Source organism: Pseudomonas sp. RL_5y_Pfl2_73, from assembly GCF_963970515.1.
Taxonomy (GTDB): domain Bacteria; phylum Pseudomonadota; class Gammaproteobacteria; order Pseudomonadales; family Pseudomonadaceae; genus Aquipseudomonas.
This window is the reverse complement of the sequence record NZ_CAXAPD010000007.1, coordinates 165,241-185,357: the sequence shown is the minus strand read 5'-3', so window position 1 is coordinate 185,357 and position 20,117 is coordinate 165,241. Positions and strand designations below refer to the sequence as shown.

The 20,117-nt window shown below is 61.3% G+C and carries 15 protein-coding genes; 8 read left to right on the top strand and 7 right to left on the bottom strand.

Annotated features, from left to right (window positions below; translation table 11 throughout):
- The first annotated feature begins 63 nt into the window (after positions 1-63).
- Positions 64-888 (top strand): helix-turn-helix transcriptional regulator, encoded by an 825-nt coding sequence (locus AACY42_RS09465; RefSeq protein WP_339478842.1) that lies wholly within the window; start codon positions 64-66, stop codon positions 886-888.
- 161 nt (positions 889-1,049) lie between these two features.
- On the opposite strand, the gene AACY42_RS09460 is transcribed toward AACY42_RS09465, so the two are convergent.
- Positions 1,050-1,637 (bottom strand): LysE family translocator, encoded by a 588-nt coding sequence (locus AACY42_RS09460; RefSeq protein ID WP_339478840.1) that lies wholly within the window; start codon positions 1,635-1,637, stop codon positions 1,050-1,052.
- 176 nt (positions 1,638-1,813) lie between these two features.
- Between AACY42_RS09460 and AACY42_RS09455 the strand changes: the two genes are divergently transcribed.
- The 4 genes from AACY42_RS09455 to AACY42_RS09440 all read left to right on the top strand — a co-directional run bounded on the left by AACY42_RS09455 (position 1,814) and on the right by AACY42_RS09440 (position 5,764).
- The gene (locus AACY42_RS09455; RefSeq protein ID WP_339478903.1) at positions 1,814-3,268 is read left to right on the top strand and encodes a TrkH family potassium uptake protein; all 1,455 of its coding nucleotides are present in this window, start codon (positions 1,814-1,816) and stop codon (positions 3,266-3,268) included.
- Positions 3,269-3,446: 178 nt separating this feature from the next.
- Positions 3,447-4,529 (top strand): bifunctional transcriptional activator/DNA repair enzyme AdaA, encoded by a 1,083-nt coding sequence (locus tag AACY42_RS09450; protein ID WP_339478838.1) that lies wholly within the window; start codon positions 3,447-3,449, stop codon positions 4,527-4,529.
- Positions 4,530-4,552: 23 nt separating this feature from the next.
- Complete coding sequence (locus AACY42_RS09445) at positions 4,553-5,167, top strand: DNA-3-methyladenine glycosylase family protein (RefSeq protein ID WP_339478836.1); 615 nt, start codon at positions 4,553-4,555, stop codon at positions 5,165-5,167.
- A gap of 108 nt (positions 5,168-5,275) precedes the next feature.
- On the top strand, positions 5,276-5,764 hold the full coding sequence (locus tag AACY42_RS09440; RefSeq protein ID WP_339478834.1) for a GFA family protein: 489 nt from the start codon (positions 5,276-5,278) through the stop codon (positions 5,762-5,764).
- Between the two features lie 135 nt (positions 5,765-5,899).
- Here AACY42_RS09440 and AACY42_RS09435 read toward each other — a convergent pair whose 3' ends face one another.
- Positions 5,900-6,520: a tRNA-(ms[2]io[6]A)-hydroxylase gene (locus AACY42_RS09435; protein ID WP_339478832.1), complete on the bottom strand. Its 621-nt coding sequence runs from the start codon at positions 6,518-6,520 to the stop codon at positions 5,900-5,902.
- Between the two features lie 178 nt (positions 6,521-6,698).
- Between AACY42_RS09435 and AACY42_RS09430 the strand changes: the two genes are divergently transcribed.
- Complete coding sequence (locus AACY42_RS09430) at positions 6,699-7,562, top strand: universal stress protein (protein WP_339478830.1); 864 nt, start codon at positions 6,699-6,701, stop codon at positions 7,560-7,562.
- 80 nt (positions 7,563-7,642) lie between these two features.
- Here the strand turns inward: AACY42_RS09430 and AACY42_RS09425 are convergent, their stop codons facing one another.
- Positions 7,643-8,113 carry a DUF1289 domain-containing protein gene (locus AACY42_RS09425; protein ID WP_092165341.1) on the bottom strand — a complete coding sequence of 157 codons (471 nt, stop codon included), beginning with the start codon at positions 8,111-8,113 and terminating at the stop codon, positions 7,643-7,645.
- 408 nt (positions 8,114-8,521) lie between these two features.
- Between AACY42_RS09425 and acnB the strand changes: the two genes are divergently transcribed.
- Positions 8,522-11,131 (top strand): bifunctional aconitate hydratase 2/2-methylisocitrate dehydratase, encoded by a 2,610-nt coding sequence (gene acnB, locus AACY42_RS09420; RefSeq protein ID WP_339478902.1) that lies wholly within the window; start codon positions 8,522-8,524, stop codon positions 11,129-11,131.
- Between the two features lie 262 nt (positions 11,132-11,393).
- Here acnB and AACY42_RS09415 read toward each other — a convergent pair whose 3' ends face one another.
- A complete protein-coding gene (locus AACY42_RS09415; RefSeq protein ID WP_339478828.1) occupies positions 11,394-12,674 on the bottom strand; it encodes a serine/threonine transporter in 1,281 nt (426 codons plus the stop codon).
- Positions 12,675-13,489: 815 nt separating this feature from the next.
- Between AACY42_RS09415 and AACY42_RS09410 the strand changes: the two genes are divergently transcribed.
- Complete coding sequence (locus AACY42_RS09410; RefSeq protein WP_339478827.1) at positions 13,490-14,443, top strand: 2-hydroxyacid dehydrogenase; 954 nt, start codon at positions 13,490-13,492, stop codon at positions 14,441-14,443.
- On the opposite strand, the gene tssA is transcribed toward AACY42_RS09410, so the two are convergent.
- From tssA to AACY42_RS09395, 3 genes are read right to left on the bottom strand one after another with little or no spacing between them, the layout of a single operon-like run.
- Positions 14,440-15,522 (bottom strand): type VI secretion system protein TssA, encoded by a 1,083-nt coding sequence (gene tssA, locus AACY42_RS09405; protein WP_339478825.1) that lies wholly within the window; start codon positions 15,520-15,522, stop codon positions 14,440-14,442. The two genes, AACY42_RS09410 and tssA, sit on opposite strands and share 4 nt — an antisense overlap.
- Complete coding sequence (locus AACY42_RS09400) at positions 15,519-19,343, bottom strand: type VI secretion system protein (protein WP_339478823.1); 3,825 nt, start codon at positions 19,341-19,343, stop codon at positions 15,519-15,521. The genes tssA and AACY42_RS09400 overlap by 4 nt, the downstream gene beginning before the upstream one ends.
- Positions 19,340-20,104, bottom strand: a complete 765-nt coding sequence (locus AACY42_RS09395; protein WP_339478821.1) for a DotU family type IV/VI secretion system protein — start codon at positions 20,102-20,104, stop codon at positions 19,340-19,342. Before AACY42_RS09395 ends, AACY42_RS09400 begins: the two co-directional genes overlap by 4 nt.
- Positions 20,105-20,117 lie beyond the last annotated feature (13 nt).

Genomic DNA, 20,117 nt, shown 5'->3' with positions numbered 1-20,117 from the left:
ACGGGCATTTGCCGGTCAGGCCTAATACACTGCCACTCAGGTTCAAGACGAGGACGCTGACCGATGAAGCACGCCCCCCATGACGACGCCCCACGCTTCTGGCGCGACGAGGCCCTGCCCTTCATCGAAGCCCGGGCCATCGGCGATGGGCGCAAGGTCTGCTATTCGCGCCACTCCCATGACCACTTTTCCATCGGTGCGATCACCGCCGGGCGCAGCACCTACCTTCACGAACGATCGAATTTGCAAGTGGAAAGCGGCACCGTGGTGCTGATGAACCCGGGCGACGTCCACGCCTGCAACCCGATCGACGACCAGCCGTGGTCCTACGTGATGTTGTACGTCGACACCCAATGGCTCAGGGACTTGCAGCGCCGTATCGGCTTTGACGAAAGCCTGGATTTCCAGGGCTTCGCCACCACGCACAGCCGCGACGTGGAGCTGTTTGCTGCATTGGGACGGCTGTATGAGCAACTGGTGGACGAGCGACTCGAGCCTGGCGCCAAGCACGCCGCCGCCGAGGCATTTTTCATTGACCTGCAACAACGGCTTAACCCTGCCGGTCGCCCGGACCGGGGCAGCCATCCAGGCCTGATGCGTGCGGCACAGTTTATCCACGACCATTGCAGCGAAGCCTTGAAGCTGGAAGACATCTGCACCGCCGCGCAGCTGTCGCCGTCCTACCTGAGCCGAGCCTTCAAGCGCCATTACGGGATGACGCCCCACGCTTTCCTGGTCAACCGCCGGATCCAGTTTGCCCGGCGCCAATTGCGCGAAGGCAAGCTGATCGCCGACGTAGCGCTGGACAGCGGGTTTGCCGACCAGGCGCATTTCCAGCGTGCCTTCAAGCAACACCTGGCGGCTACGCCCGGGCAGTATCGCGGTTGAACTTGCTCCCGCCGGGCGCTGTAGGAGCTGGCGAAGCCTGCGATCTTTTGATCTTTCGCTTGAGATTCAATTGCCTGGGGAGAGATCGCAGCCTCGTTGCACTCGACAGCTCCTGCATAGCTCCTACACAGTCCCTATACCCAACAGCTAAACGTATTGATTCAAGGCAACAGCAGATACACCGCACTGGCCACCAACAACACCGCCATCGCCCGATTGAACAGGCGCATGGTCGCCGGATTACCCAGCCAGTTGCGTAGAAAACTCCCGGCGTAGGCCCAGCAGCCCACCGAAACGTAGCAGATCACTAGGTAGACCGCCGCAAACTGCCACACCAGCCGCGCCTCGCCATCGGCCACGAATGCACCCATCCCCGCCACGCAGGCCAGCCAGGCCTTGGGGTTGAGCCATTGCATCAGCGCGCCATAAAACATCGACGGCGCCCGCCCTTCGCTCTCGCCGCCCAGGTGCCCGTTATCCATCGCCAGCTTCCAGGCCATGAACAACAGAAACGCCACGCCGCCCAGTTGCACCACCCGTGTGAGGCCAGGCCAGCGTTGCAACATTTCATGCAACCCCAGCCCCATCAGCACCAGCAGCAAGACAAACCCCAAGGTTGCACCGCCCACATGGCGCAACGTCGCACGAAAACCGTACCGCGCCCCGGAGCTGAGGGCGACGATATTGACCGGGCCGGGTGTAATGGAAGCCACCAAAGCAAAAATGGCCATGGAAAGTATCAAGCTCATTACATATCTTCTTCGTTTCAGGAAAGGGCCTCCAAAATAATGGGGCCGGCGCTGGCGGTATTGAAGAAAACTGCCTTGTCGTCTAGCGTGACCGCTCACTTTTTTTACGCAAACTTTACGCGGTAGGCGATTGCCCCCAATCGATACTGTGGGGCTTATTGAATCAGGCGTTTCTCATGTCCATTGCGGTTCTGCGTCTCATCGGTTTTATCCTCGGCATTTTCCTGATTACCCTGGCGGTCAGCATGGCGATTCCGCTGCTCACGCTGATGCTGTACGAGCGCAACGATGATTTGTCGGCGTTTCTCTGGTCGAGCCTGATCACTTTCGTCTGTGGCGTTGCATTGGTCGCCCGTGGAAGACCGGCACACGCCCAGATGCGCCCCAGAGACATGTACCTGCTGACGACCGCAAGTTGGGTGTTCGTATGCGCTTTCGCCGCGCTGCCCATGGTGTTTATCCGACACATCAGTTACACCGACGCTTTTTTTGAAACGATGTCCGGCATCACCACCACCGGCTCGACCATTTTCAGCGGCCTCGATACCGCATCGCCTGGCCTGCTCATCTGGCGTTCGATGCTTCAATGGCTGGGCGGGATCGGCTTTATCGGCATGGCCGTGGCGATCTTGCCGCTGTTGCGGGTCGGCGGCATGCGGCTGTTCCAGACCGAATCGTCGGACTGGTCGGATAAAGTCACGCCGCGCTCGCACGTCGCGGCAAAATACATATTGTCGATCTACTTGGGGCTGACCGCCCTTTCCACCGCGGCATTGTGGTTGGCCGGGATGACGCCGTTCGAGGCCATCAATCACGCCATGACGCTGATCTCCACGGGCGGCTTCTCTACCTCCGATGCCTCTTTGGCTCACTGGACACAACCGGCCATTCATTGGGTCGCCGTGGTCATCATGATTTTCGGCGGGATGCCCTTTGCGCTGTATGTTTCCACGTTGCGCGGCAACAGGCGCGCTCTGATCAAGGATCACCAGGTTCAGGGGTTCATCGCTTTTCTGGTCTTCGTCTGGCTCGCGGCAGGCACCTGGCTGAGCCTCAACAGTGACTTCACCTGGCTCGATGCGGTACGGACCGTAGCCGTCAACGTCACCTCGGTGGTCACGACCACGGGTGTGGCGCTCGGGGACTACACGTTGTGGGGAAGCTTTGCGGTTTTGCTGTTCTTTTACCTGACCTTCGTCGGCGGCTGTTCCGGATCCACCTCCGGAGGCCTGAAGATCTTTCGATTCCAGGTGGCCAATGCGCTTCTGATGGGCAGCTTGAAACAGCTCATCCATCCTCGCGCGGTGACTCAAAAGAAATACAACAACCATCCTATCGATGAAGAAATCGCCCGCTCACTGCTGACCTTTTCGTTTTTTTTCGCGGTGACCATTGGCGTCATTGCATTGGGGTTGGCGCTGGTCGGCCTGGACTGGACCACAGCACTGTCCGGTGCGGCCACAGCAGTATGCAACGTGGGCCCTGGACTGGGGGATATCATCGGCCCGGCGGGTAACTTCTCGACGTTGCCAGATTCGGCCAAATGGCTGCTGACCATTGGCATGCTGCTGGGTCGGCTGGAAATCCTGACCGTGCTGGTGCTGTTCACGCCGGTGTTCTGGAAGTATTGAACACCTCGAACAGACAAACAAAGAAGCCGCGACGCCATGAACAGGCGTCGCGGCTTCCCTTCAGGTGATAAGACTCAAAGGTTCCGCTTTTGTTCGTGAGCATCCGACCAAGTGAACGGAAAATTCACTGTCGATTTTTCGGTGGAGTCGTTCCGGGCACGGTTCTATGCTCAGGCCCATGAACCTACACGACTCGCTGCTCCCGCCCCATGCCGAGATGGTCCGCGCCATGCTCGAACGAGACACCGCCTACGAGGGGGTGTTCTTCACGGCGGTCAAGACCACCGGTATTTTCTGTCGCCCCAGTTGCACCGCGCGCAAGCCGAAGCCGGAGAACGTGGAGTTCTTCGCCCATGCCGACGAAGCCATGTCGGCCGGCTACCGGGCCTGCCTGCGCTGCAAGCCACTGGACGCTGCCGCCATCGCACCCGACTGGATCCAGACCCTGCTCAAGGCCGTCGACACCGAACCCGACCTGCGCTGGACCGACGCCCTGCTATTGGAGCAAGGCATCGAGCCGCTGAAACTGCGCCGCTGGTTCAAGCAACATTTCGGCATGACCTTTCACGCCTACCTGCGCAGCCGCCGCCTGGGCATTGCCTTGGGCGGCATCAAGGACGGCAGCTCCATCGACAATGCCGCGTTCGACTCCGGTTATGAGTCATTGAGCGGTTTTCGTGACGCGTTCGTGAAATCCTTCCACATCACCCCGGGCCGTGCAGCCCTCAGCGAACCTTTGTTGTTCACCCGCCTGACCACACCGCTGGGGCCCATGCTGGCCATGGCCGAACGACGAGGCCTGGTGCTGCTGGAATTCCTCGATCGCCCGGCCCTGACCAAGGAGCTGGAAGAGCTGCAGCAACGCTACGGCTACACGGTTGCGCCGGGGAACAACGCTCATTTGCAACAGATCGAAAGCGAACTGGCCGAGTATTTCGCCGGCAAGCTGACAGCGTTCAACGTCCCGTTGCACATGCCCGGCAGCGCCTTCGCCGTACGGGTCTGGGCTGAACTGCAAAAGATTCCCTACGGCGAAACCCGCAGCTACGGCGGCATTGCCACGGCCCTGGGCAGCCCTGGCGCCAGCCGCGCCGTGGGCCTGGCCAACGGGCAGAATCGCTTGGCCATCGTCATTCCCTGCCACCGAGTGATCGGCGCGGATGGCTCGTTGACCGGCTATGGTGGCGGACAGCCGCGCAAGGCGTTTCTGCTGCGCCTGGAAAAAGCTGCGGTGCAGGTTTCGCTGCCCCTGGCGTTTTGAGCGCCCGGGAGAGCGAATACCCGATGCCTGCGCCCTACCACGACGCCAGTGCCTTGCTGGCAAGTCTCGACGAAGACTGGCAACGTCACGTCGAGATGATCGGCCCATGCCTGCTGCAACCCAAGCCGGCCCGCGATCCCTATGAAGCCCTGGTACGGGCAATTGCCTATCAGCAACTGCACGCCAAGGCCGGCGATGCAATTCTCGGTCGACTGCTGGCGTTGTTCCCGACACAGACATTCCCCAGGCCCGGGCAAATTCTGGCAACAGACGTTGCGCAGTTGCGCGGTTGTGGGTTTTCCGCCAGCAAGATCGCGACCATCCAGGGCATCGCCCAGGCGACGCTGGATGGAATCGTGCCGGATTACACCACCGCGTGGGCCATGGACGACGAAGTGTTGATCGAACGCCTGATCAGCTTGCGTGGCGTCGGGCGCTGGACCGTGGAGATGCTGCTGATCTACAGCCTGGAGCGACCGGACATCCTCCCAGCCGATGACTTTGGCGTACGCGAAGGTTATCGACGACTCAAAGGCTTGGCGCAACAGCCCAGCCGCAAGCAGATGGCTGAGATCGGCCTGGCCTGGAGCCCTTATCGGACGGTGGCGGCGTGGTATTTGTGGCGGATGCCCAAGTGATGGAAGCTGTCCCAACGCCTTCGCGAACATGGTCACCCTCAGTTCAACTGTCAAGACGCAGACTGTCTAGGCTGTACTGAGTCATTTCCAATCCCACTGGAGGTTCCCATGCAGCTAGAAGGATCCTGCCACTGCGGCGCGGTGTCGTTCACCCTCGACAGTGCTCACCCCTACCCTTATCAGCGCTGCTACTGCTCGATCTGCCGCAAGACCCAGGGCGGCGGCGGTTTTGCGATCAACCTGGGGGGCGATGCCCAGAGCCTGAAGGTGCGCGGTCGCAAGCACATCTCGATCTATCATGCGCGGCTTAAGGACGAAAGCGATCAACGCTCCCACCGCAGCAGTGCCGAACGGCATTTCTGTTCCTTGTGCGGTTCAGGACTATGGCTGTTCAGCCCCGAATGGCCGGACCTGATTCACCCTTTTGCCTCGGCCATCGATACACCGCTGCCGGTTCCGCCGCAGCACACCCACTTGATGCTCGGCTCCAAGGCGCCGTGGGTGGAAGTCGAGGCGCATAAGGGCGATCAGCAGTTCGAAGTCTATCCCGAGGAATCCATTGCCCAGTGGCATGAACGACTGGGGCTGTCCGTTTAGGAGGCGGCGCTGCAAAAGGCCCTATCGCGAGCAGGCTCGCTCCCACAAGGGATTTCCTATGTACACATTTACTCGTGTTCACTGAAAATCAAATGTGGGAGCGAGCCTGCTCCGGGCGGCGTTCCGACGATGGCGTCAGGCCAAACAACCCAATGTCGTTGGCACACCACTGTGGAACCGAAACTCCACATCCGGTGATTCGATCAGCTCCCGCTCGGCGTCACGGACCTTGTCGATGACCTGGACAATGTCCTTGGCGTCGCCGTACTGATAAGCCAGCTTCAGGTAGCCCTGGAAATGCCGGGCTTCGCTTTTCAGCAAACCGAAATAGAACCTGCCCAGCTCATCATCCAGATGTGGCACCAAGGCCTCGAAACGCTCGCAGCTGCGGGCCTCGATGAAGGCGCCAACCACCAGGGTATCCACCAGCTTGACCGGTTCGTGACTGCGTACCACCTTGCGCAACCCCGAGGCATAACGCCCGGCGGAGAGCTGGCGCAAACCGATCTTGCGCTTTTTCATCAAGCGCATGACCTGCTCGTGATGCACCAGCTCTTCCCGGGCCAGGCGCGACATCAGATTGATCAGGTCGACGTGGGAATGGTATTTGGCGATCAGGCTCAGGGCCGTGCTGGCCGCCTTGAATTCGCAGTTCTTATGGTCGATCAGCAACGTTTCCTGGTCAGCCAACGCGGCCTGGACCCAGGCATCGGGGGTGCGGCAACCAAGGAATTCGTGAATTTCGGGAAGATTCATGGGGCTCACGGGAAAAGGTAGTCGAGCGAAGGGCGCCGATTATACCGGCCTGCCCCCAGACCACCAGCCACCGCCGTTGATATGCATCAAGTCGACGACTCACCCACAGCGACTAGACTGCCCCACAACAACTATAGTTGAACAACGCCAGCCTTTTCATTGCAGGAGAACGCCGATCATGCAAGCCATTCGCAGCATCCTGGTGGTCATTGAGCCCGAACATTCGGAAAGCCTGGCGCTCAAGCGCGCCAAACTGATCGCCGGAGCGACCCAGGCCCACCTGCACCTGCTGGTATGCGACAAAAAGCATGACCATACCGGCCTACTCAGCGTGCTCAAGACCGCACTGCTGGCTGACGGCTACAGCGTCACCACCGAGCAGGCCTGGAACGAAAGTCTCCACGAAACCATCATCGACGTACAGCAGGCTGAAGGTTGTGGGCTAGTGATCAAGCAGCACTTCCCCGATAACCCGCTGAAAAAAGCCCTGCTGACCCCGGCGGACTGGAAGCTGCTACGCCATTGCCCGACCCCGGTGTTGCTGGTGAAAACTGCCGGGGCCTGGAAAGATAAAGTGATCCTGGCCGCCGTCGACGTTGGCAATGCCGACGGCGAGCATCGCCACCTGCACGCCACCATCATCGATCATGGCTATGACATCGCCCTCCTCGCCAAGGCGCACCTGCATGTGATCGCCGCCCACCCCTCGCCGATGCTCTCGTCCGCCGACCCGACGTTCCAGCTCAAAGAAACCATCGAAGCCCGTTACCGCGAACAATGCCGGGCGTTCCAGGCCGAATTCGACATCGATGATCAGCACTTGCATATAGAAGAAGGCCCGGCGGACGTCTTGATTCCGTACACGGCGCACAGGCTACAGGCGGCGGTGACGGTGATCGGCACCGTGGCCCGCTCGGGGTTGTCTGGGGTCCTGATCGGCAACACCGCCGAAGCTGTGCTCGATACGCTGGAAAGCGATGTGCTGGTGCTCAAGCCACAGGAGGTCGAGGACCACCTGGTGGAGTTGGCGGTCAAGGATTGAATATCAAAAAAGACCGTAGACTTCGCCAGTGCCTAGGTATGGCGCGATCCTTGTAGGCGCTGCCGAAGGCTGCGATCTTTTCAGCCGCCAATCGCATCCTTCAGGAACCCCGGTGCGATATAGCGCTGGTAATGGGCTTCGGACAGAAGGAAAAACTCCCGATCAATGGCATCGCGCAGGTCCGGCAGTTCCCAGTCGCGAAACTCCGGCATCAGCACCATGCCGTAGGCTTCCAGGTTGTTGATCACCCGCGCCCCCCGGGCGATCAACTGATAGGCCCAGCAATATTCCGACTGGTGCGGCACAAAGCGGATCTTGCGCGACTCCAGTTGCTGGCGCAGCAACCCCGGGTCGAAAACCTCCAACTTGGCCACCATCACCTGCACCAACAGCTGCTCGAGCCGCATCCACACCGCGCGCTTTTCATCCTCGTTGTAACCGTTCCAGTGAATCACTTCATGGTGGAACCGCTTGCAGCCACGGCACACCAGGTCACCGTAGACAGTGGAACAAAGGCCGACGCAGGGGGTCTTGATGAGCTGGTTGGGCATAAGGAAACGCACACGCAAAAGCAGGACAGGCCGGCATGTTAGCCCTTTGTCTAAGATTGATCACCCCTCAAACTTCCAGGCCCAACTTACCTTTAATTTTTTTTTCCCGTAGAATCAGCCAGCCTTTTAAGGCGCCAATGTCCGTTAGAAGCTGTTTTCAAAGCGTCACGAGCACAGTCGTTCCTTCAGAGCGGTGTTGGCGAAGGGTCTTTCCAGCGGGGAAAGCCCAACGCCAACCCTCATCAGCTCCCCGTTCTGCAGGCGTAAAACTTTGAAAGCAGCTTCTGTGAGGAACGTGCGGAAACTCTGGCGTGGTAGCTCAAAAAGCCGCCGACGCGCATGAGTACCGTGGGTTCCTGGATGAGCGTCCCGGACACCCATTTGGGACCACTGATGAGGGTAATAACTGTGCTTGAAGCCTACCGCAAACATATCGAAGAGCGCGCAGCCCTGGGTATCGTTCCCCAGCCGCTTAACGCCGAACAAACCGCAGGCCTGATCGAGCTGCTGAAAAATCCTCCGGCTGGCGAAGAAGCTTTCCTCGTTGACCTGATCACCAATCGTGTTCCGCCTGGAGTCGACGAGGCTGCCTACGTCAAGGCCGGCTTCCTGTCCGCCCTGGCCAAGGGCCAGGTCCAATCCCCTCTGCTGGACAAGAAGCGTGCCGTTGAACTGCTCGGCACCATGCAGGGCGGCTATAACATCGTGACCCTGGTGGATCTGCTGGACGACGCCGAGCTGGCGCCGGTAGCCGCCGAAGAACTCAAGCACACCCTGCTGATGTTCGATGCCTTCCACGACGTGGCTGAAAAAGCCAAGAACGGCAACGCTCACGCCAAAGGCGTGCTGCAATCCTGGGCTGACGGCGAGTGGTTCAAGAAGCGTCCGGTGCTGGCCGACAAGATCAGCCTGCGCGTGTTCAAGGTCACCGGCGAAACCAACACCGACGACCTGTCCCCTGCCCCAGACGCCTGGTCGCGTCCTGACATCCCGCTGCACGCCCTGGCCATGCTGAAAATGGCCCGTGACGGCATCGTTCCGGACGAGCAAGGCAAGACCGGCCCGATGAAGCAGATCGAAGAAATGCGCGGCCAGGGCTTCCCGATCGCCTACGTCGGCGACGTGGTCGGTACCGGTTCCTCGCGTAAATCGGCGACCAACTCGGTGCTGTGGTTCTTCGGCGACGACATTCCTTATGTGCCGAACAAGCGTGCTGGCGGTTTCTGCTTCGGCAGCAAAATCGCTCCGATCTTCTACAACACCATGGAAGATGCCGGCGCACTGCCAATCGAGTTCGACGTTTCGAACATGAACATGGGCGACGTGATCGACCTGTACCCGCATGCCGGCAAAGTCTGCAAGCACGGTACCGACGAAGTCATCACCACTTTCGAAATGAAGACCCCTGTGCTGTTGGACGAAGTCCGTGCCGGCGGTCGTATTCCGCTGATCATTGGCCGTGGCCTGACCGAGAAGGCTCGCGCTGAGCTGGGTCTGCCAGCGTTCGACCTGTTCAAGAAGCCTGAAGCCCCAGTCGAAAGCACCAAGGGTTTCACCCTGGCGCAGAAGATGGTCGGCAAGGCTTGCGGTCTGGCAGAAGGCCAAGGCGTACGTCCTGGTACCTACTGCGAACCGAAAATGACCACCGTGGGTTCCCAGGACACCACTGGTCCCATGACCCGTGACGAACTCAAAGACCTGGCGTGCCTGGGCTTCTCGGCTGACCTGGTGATGCAGTCCTTCTGCCACACCGCAGCCTATCCGAAGCCGATCGACGTCACCACCCACCACACCCTGCCTGACTTCATCATGACCCGCGGCGGCGTTTCCCTGCGTCCGGGCGACGGCATCATCCACTCGTGGCTGAACCGCATGCTGCTGCCAGACACCGTGGGTACCGGTGGCGACTCGCACACCCGTTTCCCGATGGGCATCTCGTTCCCAGCCGGTTCCGGCCTGGTCGCGTTCGCCGCTGCCACCGGCGTCATGCCGTTGGACATGCCAGAATCGATCCTGGTGCGCTTCAAGGGCAAAATGAAACCTGGCATCACCCTGCGTGACCTGGTTCATGCCATTCCGTACTTCGCCATCCAGAACGGTCTGTTGACCGTCGAGAAGAAAGGCAAGAAAAACGCCTTCTCCGGCCGCATCCTGGAAATCGAAGGCCTGGAAGGCTTGACCCTGGAACAGGCTTTCGAATTGTCCGACGCCTCGGCCGAACGTTCGGCTGCCGGTTGCACCATCAAGCTGTCGAAAGAGTCGATCACCGAGTACCTGCAATCCAACGTCACCCTGCTGCGCTGGATGATCGGCGAAGGCTACGGCGATGCACGTACCCTGGAACGTCGCGCTCAAGCGATGGAAGCCTGGATCGCCAACCCGCAACTGATGGAAGCCGATGCCGACGCCGAATACGCCGAAGTCATCGAAATCGACCTGGCCGACATCAGCGAGCCTGTGCTCTGCGCACCGAACGATCCGGACGACGCCCGTCTGCTGTCCAGCGTTGCTGGCGAGAAGATCGACGAAGTGTTCATCGGTTCGTGCATGACCAACATCGGTCACTTCCGCGCTGCCGGTAAACTGCTGGAGCAGGTCAAGGGCCAACTGCCAACTCGCCTGTGGCTGTCGCCGCCGACCAAGATGGACGCACACCAGCTCACCGAAGAAGGCTACTACGGCATCTACGGCAAGGCCGGTGCACGGATGGAAATGCCAGGCTGCTCGCTGTGCATGGGTAACCAGGCACGCGTCGAGCCGAACGCCACCGTGGTGTCGACTTCGACCCGTAACTTCCCGAACCGTCTGGGTGACGGCGCGAACGTCTACCTGGCTTCGGCCGAACTGGCGTCCGTGGCTTCGATCCTGGGTCGCTTGCCGACCGTCGAGGAGTACATGGAATACGCCGGCAAGATCGACAGCATGGCAGCGGACGTGTACCGCTACCTGAGCTTCGACCAGATCGCCGAGTTCCGTGAAGCGGCTGCAAATGCCAACATCCCGGTCGTTCAAGCCTAAAGCTTAAAACGCCCGACTAAAAACGCCGCCCTTCTTGCGAGGGGCGGCGTTTTTTTTATGCTTGTCTATTTGAGGTGAAGTGCCTTTTTTTGGGGGCATATCCGTTGCTGCGGTAACGGCGGCTTAGGGTTCCGCCCTTACAGCGGGTTACTTTTGGCGCTCTTCCAAAAGTGACCCGCTGTAAGGGCTGAACCGCCAGTGCCCGTTACCGCAGCAACGGATATACACACCAACCTCAAAAATCCCGCCCCCCACAAAAGGCCTACGCCAAGAGGGAATAAACCAACGCCGTAATCGCCACCAAACCCACCAACGTAACGAAGACATTCGAAGCCTGGCCGCGATAACGGGCCATGGCCGGAACTTTGCGGATCGCATACATCGGCATCAGAAACAGGATAGCCGCGATAACCGGACCGCCCAGGGTTTCGATCATGCCCAGGATGCTCGGGTTGAGGGTCGCGACGATCCAGCACACCATCAACATGAACGCGGCGGTGAGGCGGTCCAGGGTCTTGGGCGCCGGGCGACGGCCGCTCTTGACGATCAGGCCCTTGAGGCCCTCGCTGGCGCCGATGTAGTGCCCCAGAAACGATTTTGAGATGGCGACAAATGCAATCAACGGCGCGGCAAAGGCGATGGTCGGGTTGCTGAAGTGGTTGGCCAGGTACGACAGGATCGACAGGTTCTGCGCCTTGGCTTCAGCCAGTTGCGCCGGGGTCAGGGTCAGCACGCAGCTGAACACGAAGAACAGCACCATCACCACCATCAGCACATGGGCGCGCGAGAGGATCTGCGAACTGCGCTCCTCGGCGTTGCCGCCGTAGCGCCGTTTCTGGTCCACCGCAAAGGCCGAGATGATCGGCGAGTGGTTGAACGAGAACACCATCACCGGGATCGCCAGCCACAAGGTATGCAGCAGCGCCGAAGGTTCCGGCGGGGTGGACGCGGTGGTCAGGATGCCGCCGCTCCAGTGGGGAATCAGGAACACCGCCAGGAACAGCAGCGCAACGATGAATGGGTAGACCATCAGGCTCATGGCCTTGACGATCGCCTGCTCGCCGCATCGCACCACTGCCAGCAGGCCGAGGATCAGCACCAGGGACAGCACAGCCCGAGGAGGCGGCTGGATATGCAACTGATGCTCCAGGAAACTGCCCACCGTGTTGGTCAACGCCACGCTGTAGATCAGCAGGATCGGAAAGATGGCAAAGAAGTACAAAAGCGTGATCAGCGCACCGGCCTTGAGGCCGAAATGTTCTTCCACCACTTCGGTGATGTCCGCGCCGTCGCGACCGGACAATACAAAACGTGTCAGGCCCCGGTGGGCATAGAACGTCATGGGGAACGCCAGCACCGCCAGGATCAGCAACGGCCAGAAGCCGCCCAGGCCCGCATTGATGGGTAAGAACAGAGTGCCTGCACCGATGGCGGTGCCAAACAGACCCAGCATCCAGGTGGTGTCCTGGCGACTCCATTGGCTGAGGGTGGCTGGGACTGTCGTTTCAAAGCGCTCTTCGACGCTATTGGCCTGATCATTCATCCGGTCGGATCTCCGCTTTCCGGTCACATGCACCCGGCCAGGACGAGTCGGAAAACCCGACAGGCAGCGCCCTGGCCGAAACAGGGGCGCGATTGTCCGGGATTAGTGAGCAGAAGCAAAGGCTTAGCTGAGGAGCGGTTATGCATATCAGATCGCTGCCATAGAATTATCCCTGCATTCCCTGTGGGAGCGAGCTTGCTCGCGATAGCGGTGGGTCAGATTGCACCAGCACTGAATGTACCGCCGCCTTCGCGAGCAAGCTCGCTCCCACAGTTGGATTGGGACACGACCGGAGAGCCAGGCCGGCCGTCAGGCCGCCTCGCGAGCAAGCTTTGCTCCCACAGGTCCTGCTCAAACAGATCTGATGGGTGTACGACCAGAAGAGCCAGGCCGGCTACTAGGCCGCCTCGGCGTGGACGTTGATCTCGGGCGCCCCGTTAACCACGCTGGCCGAACGCAGGCATTGCGCAGTGGGCAACCCGGCATGGATGCCGGGTTAGCCGCGCTGGGCCATGGATGGCCCTTCGCGGCGGCCCACGGAGCAATGCCTTCGTTCAGGCATGCCGAGCCTAGGCGAGGTGCCAAGTGGTGGGGCAAAAGCGCTTTGGTTACTTTCGACTGGGCCGGCTTCCGGGCTTTTCGAAAGTGACCCGCCGTCAGGGCGGAACCCTAAGCAGCCGTTACCGCAGCAATGGATATGTACCCAGTCAGTCAACAAAATCCGAAATGCACATAAAAAGCCAATCCCCCCTGCCCCCGACTCCTACAATCAGGTTGAATACGTGAAATCGCCCCAGCGCCCACAGGAGCCCAGCATGACCGCAACCGTTCTGGTACTGGTTGAAACCGTCAATGAATACCTGCCGATTCTTGAGCGTCAGGGCTATCACCTGGAACTGGCACCCACGCCTGCCGAACGCAAGACGGCGATTTTCGAACACGGTGAACGCTTCAGCGCAGTGCTGACCCGCGGCCCCCTGGGCCTGACGGCCGAGGAAATTGCCGCTCTGCCCAACCTTAAAATCATCTGCGTGATCGGCGCCGGCTACGAGCAGGTGGACCTGCAGGCCGCGCGCCATCGGGGCATCGTGGTCACCAACGGCGCCGGGGTCAACGCCTCGTCGGTGGCCGACCATGCCATGGCGCTGTTGCTGGCGTTGGTGCGCGACATACCCCATTACGATGCAGCCCTGCGACGCGGCGAATGGCCAAGGGCCGCGCGCCCTTCCCTGGCGGGTAAGCGGCTGGGCGTGTTGGGCCTTGGCGCGGTGGGCATGGCAATCGCCAAACGGGCCGCCCTGGGCTTTGACATGAGTATCAGCTATCACAATCGCCGGGTGCGCAATGACGTGCCCTACACCTTCTGCGCCACGCCCACGGAACTGGCGCGGGTTTCGGACTTCCTGATCGTCGCCACGCCAGGCGGTCTGGATACCCGGCAGTTGATCAACAAGCAGACCCTCGACGCCCTCGGGCCAAAAGGATTTCTGGTCAACGTCGCCAGGGCCAGCGTGGTCGCCACCGCCGATCTGATCAACGCCCTGGAGCACCGACGAATCGCCGGAGCGGCCCTGGATGTGTTCGATCACGAGCCCGAGGTACCGCAGGCGCTGAAAAACCTGCCCAACGTCGTCCTCACACCCCACGTGGCCGGCCTGTCGCCGGAAGCGACTCGCGCAATGGTAGAGCTGGTGGGCCAGAACCTGACCGCGTTCTTTTCCGGCAAACCGGTGCTGACGCCAGTGCGGTGGCACGACGAGGAGCGTTAGAGAACGCCCAATAACGTCCACAACCGCCGGGATTCGGCATCGGCACTGATCAGTTCCCCCAGCAACTCGCTCAACGGCTTGTTGCCCCACTCCACGCCGCGCCGGATCAGGTAGGGCACCGGGCTGTGGGGTTCGGTGCGAGCCAGGTAACCGGCGATGACCAGTAATTGTCGGTAGGCCTCTTCACGATTGGCCGGCTCCTGGAAGACCTGGGCAGGTGCCGTCTGCGGCTGGGACGTCGACGTCGTGGTCGCCGGGGACGTTTGCACCGGCGCGACGGTGGGTTGCTGTGGGTGCATCGCGATGAACTCCTCTACCAGTGCCAACAAGGCCTGCATCACGTCCTGCAGGGATTTGTAGCCCGGGGCCAGGTTGCCCAGGTAAGCGTCGCTCCAGGCTTCGAGCCGTTGCAGGTGTTGCAGGCTCAACATCAGGCTGCCCTGGCGATGCAACCAGAACGACAAGGGTGTGTTGCGAATCAGTTCGCTGAGCTTCTTTTGATCGTTGCGCGCCGCTTCGGCCGAGGCCTTGGCGTTCTTGCTGTCGTTGACCAACACTTGCTGGCGCTGCAAGCGTTGCCAGTCGTCCAGACAGAAAGCGGCGAAGGCCTGTTCCCGGCCGTCGAACAACGGCACCCGCGTGAGCAGCACTTCGCTGTAGCGACGGGCCAACCACTCCAGCGGGATCACCCGCCATGACTGGTCGCCTTCCTCGGCCTGGGGGTGCAACTGCTCCGGATAGCGCTCACACAGCCCCACCACCAGCGCCAGGCTGCCCGGCAACCCCTCCAGCCCGGCCATATGCAGCCAGGCCTCCCCCAGCCAGGCACTGATCATCAGGTCCTTGCTGCGCTCCAGCAGCAACGTGGTCGCGAGCCGTTCCAGGTCTGGCCACAGGGCGCGCTTGATCGAAGACTGCCACACACCGGTGGGCAGGCTGGTGTCGTCCTCCCGGCGCAATTCGCGCAACTGGTCATACTCCGGTTCGTAGCGCAGGTCCGGGCCACAGGGCGACTCGGCGCTGATCGGCTCGAGCAACTGGTTGACCAGCTCTGGCAAAGGCGATATCGGCAAACTCACAGACCCTCCTCGCGGGTGGCGATGGCGGGGCTCGATGCGGTCGCCATGAACGGTGAACGGGGTGCCCGCGTCGGCAGCGGCGGGATCGACAAGGGCAGCTTGGAGCCCTGGCTCATCAACGACAGGCGCACGAACATCAACGTTTGCTGCGCCGTGCTGGCCTGGGTCTGAGCGGTCACCGGCAGTTGCAGGGCCAGGGGGAAATCGGTGTAGTCGGCATTTGGCTGGCGCTGAACCGACACCAGCGAGCGCATCAGGCGCAGCAACGACCAGGGCCCCTGGTACTCCCAACCGGCCTCCAGGTCGCGCACCACCAGGTTCGGTTGCAGCGGATCGTTGGCCGGCCGCTGATAACCGTTCCGGGCCCAACGCAAGGTCAGGCGCACGGGCTGACCCACCATCCAGCGCAGGTTCTGCTGGCCGCCGCCGGGGTAGCTGATCTGTTGGTTACCGGCATCCAGGCTCCAGGCGATCACCTGATCGGCGCCGCGCTCCTCTTCGCGATCGGTGCGCCAGCGCACGTCCATTTCCACCCCCAGGATGCCACTCTTGTCGCGTACGAACAGCGGCCCGAGCCAAGTGCCGGCCTGCTTCAAACGGTTGAGAAAATCCTCGGCCGCCAGCCGCTCCGGTGTCTGGCTCAACGTCAGCCCGGCCTGGGCCAGGGGCAGGCGTGTATCGATCAACTCCAGCAGGTGCTGGACTCGCGCGGGGTCGGCATCGCTGGCTCGCACATCCTGGGCAAATGGAAAACGCCCGGCCAGGTACTGATTGAAATAGTTGGCCAGGTCATTCCAGGCGGTCGCGGCCTGGTTCTGTTGCAGGTACAGGCACCGTTGCAGGGCGCCCTGCTGCAACGCGATCGTGCGCAAGGCCAGGTCACCGCGCCCACTGGGCAGGCTGGAGGTCTGCAAGATCTGCGCGCAGGAGGTGGTGTCCATGACGATAAAGTCCCGGCTCACCAATTGTTCCAGTTGGGCCGCCGAACTGGCCGGGTTCTGGTTCTTGTACTTGAGCAATTCGTCGTTGAGGGCCATGAAGCGTGCCACCTGGTCATGTTCCAGGGCCGACAGGTTGTCCTGCTGGACGATCAGCCATTCCAACGCAGGCATTCGCTGCTCGGCGATCTGCAGCATCGCGCCGAATTGCTGGGCCAGGTTCAGCTTCAGGTCTTGTGGATCGCTGGCACCGTAGAGTTGCAAGCCGAAGTTTTTCGAACCATCCCAACGCTGGACATCGGTCCGCTGGCTGAACAGCGGCTGGGCCTCGATTTCGTCCAGGCCACGCTTGATCTGCGCCAATGCCCGGCGATTGAGCAGACGCTGGAAACGGATCGCCAGATCGCCACGGTGTACGTCCATGAAGGCTTTTTGCAGCGCAACGGCCTGGGTCGTTTGCACGTTGAAGCCCATGCCGGGCAAGGGCTCGCTGTTTTCATCCAGGCTCGACCACATGGCCCTCGCCGCGGCGCCCTCAGCGGCCTGCATCAGTGCGTCACGGTAATCCGGCGGGATGCGCGGCAGCTCTTCATGGGCATAGCTCTTGTAGCTGGCGAAGTAGTTCAGGGCGACGCTGAAATCATCGCTGCCATGACCCTGGCCGATCGAATCGGGGTTGCTGCCCGACGGATCCTTCCGCATGGCCAACGCCACGAAATCACGCTTGAACAGTGCCTGCACCGCACCGTTCAGCGCCGTGACATGGTCTTGCAAGACCAGCAAGCCACTGCCCTGTTGCACCAGCAGATTGTCCCGGGAACCGGCCTGGACGATCCACTGGTCACGAAAGCTCTGCTGCAACTTCGCCGCCTGGCTCTCCAGGTCCTGCTCAATATCCGGCCCCAGCAGGGTGCTGTGGCTGACTTTGTCCAGCATCTGGCTGTAGCCGGGGACCAGGTCCGGGCCCTTGCCCCGCCCCCAGGCCGAATTGGTCAGGCTGACCAGCGCCTGCAAATCATCGATCAGCGCCATCAGGTCTTCGAGTTCGCTCAACGAATTGCCACTGCCGGCCTCCAACCGCTGCAGGTGCAGCTTGAGATAGCCGGCCTGGCGCACAAAGTTGTCCGCCAGGAAGTAATGGTCCAGCCAGCGCTGCATCAGGCCGGTGAAGTTATCGGCGATCACCGGGCGCGCGACGTTCAGGTCCAGCCCTTTCAGATCGCTGTTCTGGGCATCGAACAGCACCCGGTTATAGAACCGTGGCCGGCTCAAAGTGCCGGTGTTGAGCCCCAGGGACAGGGCGGTGTTACTCAGTTGCACCAGTTCGTCCAGCGGTGCCTTGGGATCGTTCACCACCTGATTGAACATTTGGTTGTGCTGCTCAAGGCGTACCGCGAGTTCCACCAGCCCCTTGGCCTTCACGTAGCTCTGCCATTGCGCCGGGTCTTCGCTCTCCACATTGCCCCGCCGCTCGGTGTTGCGGATGGATTTGAGCTGCTCCAGGTCTGAATTGAGCAGGTCGCGCAAGGGCAATATCCAATGGTGCCGAGCCGTCAGGCGCAACCCATTCTCCAGTTGCGTGTCCACGGAAGAGAACCACGAGGTGGGAAAGACCACCGAGACGAAGCGCCAGCTCGGGGCCTTCTCCAGCACGTTCCAGTAGTTCTGCACGTTGTGCCGGGTCGGTTCCAGTTGCGGTTCGTCAGGGTCGACCACCAGGTGGTTCTTATGGGCGCTGAGGATCAGCCGCGACAGCCCCTCGGCTTGTTCCACCGAATCGTGCCAGACCCAGACCATGCCTCCCAACCAGACCAGGCCCACCACCAACGCCACCGCTCCGGCCAGCCGATGCCCGCGCTGGCGCAAGCGCAACAGCCGTGGCACAGGCTGGGCCAGGCCACGTTCGGCCACCAGACGCCGCGACCATAATTGCCGGGCGAACACGGTTTGCCGCTGGGCACTGTCGAGGGCAGTCAAACCGTCGCCGCTGATGGCCGGTGCCTGGCTGGCGGTGAAATACACCCCGCGAAAACGCGGTGCTTCGCCTTGGGCATTGCCCTGGAACACCGGTTCCAGCAGGATCTGCAAGGCTCGCCGCAAGCCTTCGAAACGCTCCGGCAATCCATAAAGATCGGTGCCCAACTGCCCCGACAGCGCACCGATCTCGATGATCGACTGCGACACCGCCGCGTTGACCTGGTCCAAGGCCTGGTCACTCCACTGCGACTGCCAGGCCGCATCCGGCAAATAGGGCGAGGACCAGCCCAGCATCGATTCACGTGCCTCGGCGGGCAACGCACTGACCAGTTCCTGGATGCCGGGCAGCTCTTGCATCCCGGTAATCACCACATACACCGGCAGGCTGAGGCCGAACCGTTGCAACAGGTCGATAAAGCACCGCCGGACCTTGAGGCTCAGTTCGGTGGTGTGTTCGATGTCGTCGAGGGTGCTGAACGGCACCGTCCAGATCACCGCATCCAATGGTCGCTTGCTGCGCAAGCGCAACATCAGCCCCAATAGGCGCCACCAATTACCCCGTTGCCGGTTCATGCCAACATCGGGCAGGAACAACGCCTGGGGCACCACCAGCACCGCACCTTCGAGATCGGAAAACCAGCGCCCGAACCAGGCCGCCTTGTCGGTCGGTTGCAAGCGCCACTGGGCACACAGTTGGGCACCGTCGGCCTCGTTGCCGAGCATCATCAGCCAGGGCATCTGATAGCGGTCCCGAGTGCCCTGCTCCTGTTCCATGCGGCGCACCGCGCCATAGAAACTGCGGATCGCCGCCCCGCCTTGGGTCCGCAGCCACCAGATCAGGGCCGCGATCAACAACACCACAACGATGGCGAGCACCACCAGGGCAACGATGCTCAGGGGGCTCATGAATCCACCTCCTGAACCACCGCCGACTCGTTCAGTTGCAACACCGGTTCGAGTTCCGAGCGAATGTCATGCCAGAACACCTGCCCCAGCCCGGTCAGTAACACCACCATCGCCAGGATAGCCAGCCCCAGGCGAACACCGTCCGGCAGTGATTGCTGCACCGGCATGCGCACTGGCGGCGTCGCCGAAGACTGTGCCAGGCGTTGGCTGACGTCGACATAATCGGGATCGTGTTGCCAGGCGAATGTGAACAGTGCCACGCGCCATTTGGCATGCTGGACCTGGCCGGGCTCGCCACGCAATCGCCCCTGGAACCCGAGGATCAGGCATTGCAGGTAGACATTCGCCAGGTCCCGGGTGCCGGGCATCTGCTCGTCCAGCAATTTCTTGATCGCCGCCGGCAAGCGCTCGCCGGCCTGGCGACTGGCATACATGCGTGACTCGAGGGGGTGCTGCTGCCAGGCCAGTTGCCCGGGCCAAGGGCTGAACAGCAAGGTTTCGTCCACCAGCGCCACGAAGGCATAGACCAGCGACTTGACCTGCTCGGTAGCGGCATCGCCAACGGTGGCGAAGGCCACCCGCCACAGACGCTGGGCGCTGCGCCCGGAGAACTCCACCACCCGATTGACCAAAACCGCAGGGTCGCTGTCCTTGGGCAGGTCTTGCCATTGCTGGGACCACTTCAGCCAGGCCTGGCGAAAAGCGCTGCTCAGTGGTGCCTCATGCAGACTCCGAACCGCCCCGCCACTTCCATCAGGCATACCACTCCCCTTT

What these genes read in the sequence shown, in the direction of transcription:
- AACY42_RS09430 (WP_339478830.1), top strand. Translation starts at nt 6,699, where the DNA reads ATGCAAGCCATTCGCAGCATCCTGGTGGTCATTGAGCCCGAACATTCG.
- AACY42_RS09400 (WP_339478823.1), bottom strand. Translation starts at nt 19,343, where the DNA reads ATGAGCCCCCTGAGCATCGTTGCCCTGGTGGTGCTCGCCATCGTTGTG.
- AACY42_RS09445 (WP_339478836.1), top strand. Translation starts at nt 4,553, where the DNA reads ATGCCTGCGCCCTACCACGACGCCAGTGCCTTGCTGGCAAGTCTCGAC.
- AACY42_RS09415 (WP_339478828.1), bottom strand. Translation starts at nt 12,674, where the DNA reads ATGAATGATCAGGCCAATAGCGTCGAAGAGCGCTTTGAAACGACAGTC.
- AACY42_RS09435 (WP_339478832.1), bottom strand. Translation starts at nt 6,520, where the DNA reads ATGAATCTTCCCGAAATTCACGAATTCCTTGGTTGCCGCACCCCCGAT.
- AACY42_RS09425 (WP_092165341.1), bottom strand. Translation starts at nt 8,113, where the DNA reads ATGCCCAACCAGCTCATCAAGACCCCCTGCGTCGGCCTTTGTTCCACT.
- AACY42_RS09410 (WP_339478827.1), top strand. Translation starts at nt 13,490, where the DNA reads ATGACCGCAACCGTTCTGGTACTGGTTGAAACCGTCAATGAATACCTG.
- AACY42_RS09395 (WP_339478821.1), bottom strand. Translation starts at nt 20,104, where the DNA reads ATGCCTGATGGAAGTGGCGGGGCGGTTCGGAGTCTGCATGAGGCACCA.
- AACY42_RS09465 (WP_339478842.1), top strand. Translation starts at nt 64, where the DNA reads ATGAAGCACGCCCCCCATGACGACGCCCCACGCTTCTGGCGCGACGAG.
- AACY42_RS09455 (WP_339478903.1), top strand. Translation starts at nt 1,814, where the DNA reads ATGTCCATTGCGGTTCTGCGTCTCATCGGTTTTATCCTCGGCATTTTC.
- AACY42_RS09450 (WP_339478838.1), top strand. Translation starts at nt 3,447, where the DNA reads ATGAACCTACACGACTCGCTGCTCCCGCCCCATGCCGAGATGGTCCGC.
- AACY42_RS09440 (WP_339478834.1), top strand. Translation starts at nt 5,276, where the DNA reads ATGCAGCTAGAAGGATCCTGCCACTGCGGCGCGGTGTCGTTCACCCTC.
- AACY42_RS09460 (WP_339478840.1), bottom strand. Translation starts at nt 1,637, where the DNA reads ATGAGCTTGATACTTTCCATGGCCATTTTTGCTTTGGTGGCTTCCATT.